At 39.4% G+C, this 6,264-nt stretch carries 7 protein-coding genes; 2 read left to right on the top strand and 5 right to left on the bottom strand.

Going from position 1 to position 6,264, the window contains the following annotated elements; genetic code table 11:
• Positions 1–10: 10 nt before the first annotated feature.
• Positions 11–700 (top strand): hypothetical protein, encoded by a 690-nt coding sequence (locus tag DLD82_RS16695; RefSeq protein WP_146199844.1) that lies wholly within the window; start codon positions 11–13, stop codon positions 698–700.
• Positions 701–963: 263 nt separating this feature from the next.
• Complete coding sequence (locus DLD82_RS16700) at positions 964–2,487, top strand: AAA family ATPase (protein ID WP_245920486.1); 1,524 nt, start codon at positions 964–966, stop codon at positions 2,485–2,487.
• Positions 2,488–2,688: 201 nt separating this feature from the next.
• Here DLD82_RS16700 and DLD82_RS16705 read toward each other — a convergent pair whose 3' ends face one another.
• The 5 genes from DLD82_RS16705 to DLD82_RS16725 all read right to left on the bottom strand — a co-directional run bounded on the left by DLD82_RS16705 (position 2,689) and on the right by DLD82_RS16725 (position 5,609).
• Positions 2,689–2,904, bottom strand: coding sequence for a hypothetical protein (locus DLD82_RS16705; protein WP_109942271.1), 216 nt, complete (start codon positions 2,902–2,904; stop codon positions 2,689–2,691).
• Between the two features lie 177 nt (positions 2,905–3,081).
• Entirely contained in the window at positions 3,082–3,366 is a 285-nt protein-coding gene (locus tag DLD82_RS16710) for a hypothetical protein (protein ID WP_109942272.1), read from the bottom strand.
• Positions 3,367–3,949: 583 nt separating this feature from the next.
• Positions 3,950–4,321, bottom strand: coding sequence for a HEPN domain-containing protein (locus DLD82_RS16715; protein WP_109942273.1), 372 nt, complete (start codon positions 4,319–4,321; stop codon positions 3,950–3,952).
• Positions 4,308–4,637 carry a nucleotidyltransferase domain-containing protein gene (locus DLD82_RS16720; RefSeq protein WP_245920487.1) on the bottom strand — a complete coding sequence of 110 codons (330 nt, stop codon included), beginning with the start codon at positions 4,635–4,637 and terminating at the stop codon, positions 4,308–4,310. Before DLD82_RS16720 ends, DLD82_RS16715 begins: the two co-directional genes overlap by 14 nt.
• Positions 4,638–5,216: 579 nt before the next feature.
• Positions 5,217–5,609 (bottom strand): type II toxin-antitoxin system VapC family toxin, encoded by a 393-nt coding sequence (locus tag DLD82_RS16725; protein ID WP_181391501.1) that lies wholly within the window; start codon positions 5,607–5,609, stop codon positions 5,217–5,219.
• Positions 5,610–6,264: the final 655 nt, after the last annotated feature.

Raw genomic sequence — 6,264 nt, forward strand, 5'->3', positions numbered from 1 at the left:
ACTAACCCATATGAAACTCACACAAATAACCGGAATATTTCTCATTATATGTCTGTTCCTGGTAACAATCACAACGGCAGAAAGCGATAACCCAGCAAAAGATTTTACCGGAACATGGACTGATGCAAATTATACCTTTACCATTGTTCAGGAAGGATCAGACATTATATTGACCGGAATTCCGGTCGATGAGGAATCGTATTTTCCAATGAAACTTACCGGAATGGAATCAGACAACAAAACCCGTCTGGTCACCAATAAGAACATGACTGGAACAATGGAAATTGAGATGTCTGAAGATCAGATGGAACTTTTCGGAATCCAGACCTTTGATCCGGTCAATCCATTAGAAACGCCATTTATCATTGACTACAACTCCACCCGGAATGGGACAGAAGTACAGAGCGATGCGGTCTGGTCCGGGGAATGGATTGTGGACAATATGGTTATGACGCTCTTTCAGACCGGTGAAGAGATATCCGGGTTTTTTAATGTTATCAATGAGCCGGAGTCGAAAGTGTATGTGAACGGATCTGTCTCTGATGATGGAAGAAATATCTCACTTAACTGGACTTTTGCAGAATATGTGAACTTTACCCTGTCAGATGACGGTATGAATCTTATCGACGAAGCATGCATGAATGGAGAGGGGAAAGAGGGTTATCTCTGTTTGAATCTTCAAAAGCAGGTACAGGAGTGAGATCTGAGAAATATCCGGAGTCCGGATAGAAATTTACCGATACAGGGGTAATTCAGGTCTTTGATATCCTCTGTGAGTTTTGGCAGAAAAAATCAACGAGTATCAAGGTTGGTTGAAAAATTTCATCCAACTCTCGTTGCTGGCTTTTAACCGATTAATCTATAATAAAAGATATCATCACACATATCTCATTACTGAATACGATGCGGTTTTTCAACACTGCCGGACCTATTAACTGCCAGGATCATTATTGCCTGCCCCCATTGTCTCGTTTCGATCTCAATGAAATTCTCTCTTTAATTGACCAAAAAAAATACTTTGTTCTTCATGCACCACGGCAGACCGGGAAGACCTCATGTCTCTTAGCCCTTCGTGATTCTCTGAACCAGCAAGGAAGATATGCTGTCCTCTATGTTAATGTTGAAATGGGACAGACAGCCAGAGGAGATGTCAGCAGGGGGATGAAGGCAATCCTCAGTGAGCTAACCTATCAGGCAGAACGGACATTGGGGGAGAGCACATTCCAGAACAGGATATCGGAGATTATTACAGAATCCGGAGAAGATACCGCACTGAAGAGCGTTTTGTCCGGCCTGTGTCAAAGACTGAATCTGCCTCTTGTTCTCTGTATTGATGAAGTTGATGCTCTCGTTGGTGATACGCTGATCTCACTTCTCCGTCAGATACGGGCCGGATATGCTGACAGGCCGACCGGGTTTCCAGTCTCAATAATTCTCTGCGGTGTACGTGATGTCCGAGATTACCGCATCCACTCGGACCGGCAGCAGGAGATAATCACCGGGGGAAGTGCCTTTAACATTAAAGCCGAATCACTCCGGCTTGGTAATTTTTCTGAAGAAGAGACAAGGACTCTTCTCATGCAACATACCTCAGAAACTGGTCAGGTGTTTGAGACGGAGGCTCTGTCAGCCATATGGAATTTGACAAAAGGACAGCCCTGGTTGGTGAATGCTCTTGCATATGAAGCCTGTTTTAAACTGGAACAGGGAAAAGATCGGAAAAATTCCATAACTCATAATCTGATCATAGAAGCCAAAGAACAACTTATTCGCAGGCGTGATACTCATCTCGACCAACTTGCAGATAAACTCAAAGAAGAGCGGGTTCGAAGGGTTATCGAACCGATGCTCACAGGTGAGGTCTTTGAACAGGATTTCAGATCTGATGATGTCGGATATCTGGTTGATCTAGGTCTTATTACTCAGGAGTTGAACGGGGCTATCCGGATTGCAAACCCGATATACCAGGAGATAATACCCCGGGAACTGAGCTGGGGAGCACAGACCGGAATGACTATTGAGACTGCCTGGTATGTTGCTCCGAACGGAAGACTCCTCCTTTCAAAACTTCTTAGTGCATTTGTCCAGTTTTATCGGGAACATTCCGGAAGCTGGCTGGAGATTGCCAAATATAAAGAGGCAGGACCACACCTGCTGCTCCAGGCATTCCTTCAACGGATTGTGAACGGAGGCGGGCAGATAACATGGGAATATGGCCTTGGTATGGGGAGGACTGATCTCTTTATCCTCTGGCATCTCCCGGACGGAGCCGGGCAGCGTTTCGTTATTGAATGTAAGGTGCAGCGGGACTCACGGGAAAGAACGATTGAAATCGGGCTTAATCAGGTCATCAGGTATGCTGATACCTGTGGAGCAGATGAAGTGTACCTTGTTCTCTTTGATCCGGCTGAAAAAACATGGGAAAAGAAGATTTTTACCGAAACAGTGGTGAAAGACGGAATTTCAGTTGAGATATTCGGGATGTAAATAATTATTAAAAAGGTTGGGCTCAATTCCGGATCGAATAATATAATTTTATTGAATTTATCTCTGATTAGTGGCAATGGATAAGCATGCGGTCAGTTCTTTTCCAAATCTAATTCGTTTTATTTTAGGTGACAGAGATATGATTCATTATTCAGATTATTGAAGAGTGGATCTCCTTTCCAGTTGTGTAATTATGTTAGATCACGAATGAAACTCCTGATTTTTGATGAATTCAGCGGGCGTCATTACAATGATATCATCCGGAAAGTGCCTGGTATTTCCTGTAATAAGTGGTACCTTGCTATGATATGCCAGTTCATAAAAAGGCCTGTCAGAAGGGTCAGGAAGGTTTTTCAAAACTGGAGGGGGGACTATCCATAATCCTTCATGTTTAACGAATGAGAGCAGAGCATTCACATCATCCGGAGAAAACCAAACCCGGGCCTTTTCAGAACCACATCGTATTCATGAAAAACCCTGCTGTACAGTATGATTCGAACGGTTCAGGCAATTATCATCCGGACTATTGTTGCAGGATTTCCATGGGGGTTTAAGAGTCCTGAAACCAGAACATTTGTATCAATGACGATGATATCATTCATGAATCATCTCATTTCTGACTTCATGAATTTCTTCATTAATATCAGATAATTTCAGTTTATCTAAACCTGATTTTTTACTTTTCTCCCACATATGCTCAATTGCCTGTTCAGCTCGTAATCTCCGGATAAGGTCAAGTACTTCTTCAGGTTCTCCGTTAATTGAGATTGAAATGACTTTTGGTTTTCCATTCACCGTGATGATGGTATCTTTATCTTCGCCCTCTTTCCATAACAATGCAGGATTTGATTTGAGTTCAGCTGAAGAAATATATCTCATACTCTATCCGATAATTGATCACATAATATATCTTCTTTATCCTCTCTTTTGTGATAATAACCAAAACTTGGGAGTGAATATCATCACGAATCGTATCAATTCTCCTCAAAATTTAATTTTATCAAAAAATTTGGGCCTATTTAGCAATCCAAGAGTCCGTAGCACTTGTAACACTTGTAGCAGTTCCTATGGAGAGGCCCCGGAAATTTTTTTAATGATATTTCTCTCTAATCGGATTAGAAAATTTTTTTCGCCCTCGTTCTTATGTATTGGTATATTAGAAAAAATGATGTAAATCCCATCTCGAAATATCTATATTTCGGTCTGAATATTATAATTTGCATCTATTTGAAAATTACACTTTATAATTAACCGAATTGCTATAGACGATTAAAAAAACCCAGGTGTGTTCATTATAATTGTTACAAGTGTTAAAACTGTTAAAAACGAATAAAATTGCTGTATCGGCTTAATTGGGGCGACATATTCTGATTGAAGGTCATATTATGATTTTATTGGAAGACAAGTTCCGGAAAATATCCTGATGTTACTTTTATTTGATACACTTCAAATGCAATATTACTTAAACTGACTCACTCCACTGAATAATTTCTGTGGCTATCTCTATTGCTTCTTCTGTTTTCAGGGTATCCGGAATTGTATCATCATACCTGGCTTTTACTGCATAGGGATTGAGAAGAGCAATGGTGTCACTTTCTATCGGTAATGATAATGATAGATCCTGAATTAATTCAGTAAGTTCAACAAGGTCATGTATCTTCCGGATGAGGACTCCTTTCTTAATTAGGATAGATTTTAGAGCTTTTTCTACTGTTTGTTGGGCATGAAAACAGATGATTGGAGAAGGGCCATCCATTTCATACAGTAGTTTTGCAGCAAGAAGGTCTGCATGAGCAAGACGGATTAATAATGCACTTTCTTCATCCACACTCATACAGTACCTTTCCTTCAGACAGGGCCCAATATAATACTGTTCCCGGTACCGGGTTTAGGGTTTTCTCCGTAGCATATACCATAATATCAATCCCTACACCAGGAGCTATTCTTCCGGCGGCTTTTCGGAGCCTGACCATTTCCATTCCCTGATGTTTCACAGTATCCTCAATAACCATGATATCAACATCTGAATCCGGTGTCTCTTCTCCACGAGCATATGAACCAAAAAGAATGATTTTTCTGGGATTTGCAGCCTCAATAATCCGTGTCACAACCTTTTGGATATCTTCCATGGTTACTTGTAATTGTTCCATACGTCACTCCGAATTTTATTGAGTACCTTTTAGTCCATGAATCATATTGGAATGGGAGAGGTAATTATCTGTTTTTTTAATTAAAGAATCTAGTCTTCCGGGGGTATTAACTGGTGTAGTATCTTCATGAACAAATAAAAAATCGTTCGAGGTTGTTGGTTAATTGCTTGTGTACTACACACAATTATTAGGGATGTTAATTACAACCGGTATATAGTGATTTTCCATAAATTATCAATGTGTAAATCATGATCACATGAGAAAACCGGTATATTTAGGTTCATAAATACCGAATTTCGATACTCATTTGTAGATGATACCGTGACTGCAATAGATAAAAAATCTTTTTCAGAGCGTGATATCTGCTTGAATCTTCAGAAGCAGGTAAAAGAGTGAGGTCTAGTTTACCTAATTCCAGAGTACTGGTGGAGACAGATACTGGTGTTAATCCAGTCTTTAATATCCTCTATGAGCCGATCAGATTCAGGCGTGCTATTTTTGCAGAAAAAAATCGATTAGTTAAATTTGAAGTGTACTATTATGAGCACAGACAATTTTGAAGAACCTCAAAACAAAAGATTATCCCGGGCTCCAAATCGTAAAACCGGGTATTCTCGAAAAATCGGAATCACGTGTGGCAATATGGTGGATATCATTTTCAATTCCGGATGCAACAACAGAAGCATCAGCAGCCATTAACGGAAATTTGCGGAGAATTTGAACCTGTTTTTTTATCACATTCTCGGAGTAATCAAGCAATTGAATATGAACAGATAACAGGGTATCAACAAGTTCCCAGGTTCTAGAAAAAAATTTTTCTTCTATTTTTTGATGTTTTAAAACATTCAGGGCTTTTATCCTACTAATTGAATTATCATGCTCCATAATCTCTGCAATCATCAGACGATGGATAAACTCATTTAATACGATGGCAGGAATAAATAAAGTTATTTCCTGTTTTATCCCTTTCATTATAAAATTTGTACATTCCTCTCCATACTCTGGATGTGATCTAATGCCCAATAGATGAGAATGTTTGTATCTACCAGACACCATGTATCTGATGGAATATCCTGTAATTTATTCAAAGTCTTCAGATAAGGCAATTTCGTCAATAAGATTTGAGCTATTTAGGTGAATATATCCGCAAAATGTTTGAATTTTCTCAATAAGCGCTCTCTTTTCTTCTTCAGATATTGGGGGTGAATGAGAATGCTGATTGAACACCTGGGGCATAATATGTATCATTCCACTTTACAAAGGATAAGGTTACTGTTATCGATTGAGCAATTTTTTTTGGAAAATGAATGCAGTTGTTCGATATCTGTTGTATTTTTTGTGGATAATTAAATATTAGGGATAGTATGGAATCTGATAGAGGAATAATAAATTTTTCATTTCTATCCTACCTTCTTTGTATCAGGTTCTGATAAGAAAGCATGAATCAAATCTAGGTTTATACCTTCAAATTCTCTCTATCTCTCAAAATAGGCGGATTTAAGTGATTTACTAGACGGGAGTCGCTGGTTCGAATCCGGTTGGGCTCATTAATATCTTCCTTTTCGGCTCATCGCTACTTTGAGTGGGTAATTACAAAACCATAAGGGGAAAATCAAGGGTGGGGGTG

This window comes from Methanospirillum stamsii (assembly GCF_003173335.1).
GTDB lineage: Archaea > Halobacteriota > Methanomicrobia > Methanomicrobiales > Methanospirillaceae > Methanospirillum > Methanospirillum stamsii.